The 408-nt window shown below is 62.3% G+C and carries 1 protein-coding gene; it reads left to right on the top strand.

Annotated elements, in window-relative coordinates; all coding sequences use genetic code 11:
• Positions 1-12: 12 nt before the first annotated feature.
• Positions 13-408 (top strand): type IV secretory system conjugative DNA transfer family protein (locus A6F49_RS14390; protein WP_235605016.1); only part of this gene is annotated, 396 nt, incomplete at its 3' end.

The following is a 408-nucleotide window of genomic DNA, read 5'->3' as shown; positions in this document are numbered from 1 at the left end:
CGTCTACTCCTGATGCTCGACGAGTTTCCCGCGCTCGGGCGCTTGGACTTCTTCGAGAGCGCGCTTGCCTTCATGGCAGGCTATGGCCTGAAGGCCTTCCTCATTGCGCAATCGCTGAACCAGATCGAGAAGGCCTACGGCCCGAACAACTCGATCCTCGACAACTGCCATGTTCGGGTCAGCTTCGCGACCAATGACGAGCGCACCGCCAAACGCGTTTCCGATGCGCTCGGCACCGCCACCGAGATGAAGGCGATGAAGAACTATGCCGGCCACCGGCTCTCGCCCTGGCTCGGCCATATGATGGTGTCGCGCTCGGAGACCGCACGGCAACTGCTCACGCCGGGCGAGATCATGCAGCTACCGCCGTCGGACGAGATCGTCATGATCGCCGGCATTCCACCGATC

It is taken from the genome of Enteractinococcus helveticum (genome assembly GCF_001657475.1).
Lineage (GTDB): Bacteria > Actinomycetota > Actinomycetes > Actinomycetales > Micrococcaceae > Yaniella > Yaniella helvetica.
This window is presented reverse-complemented; position numbering and strand designations above follow the sequence as displayed.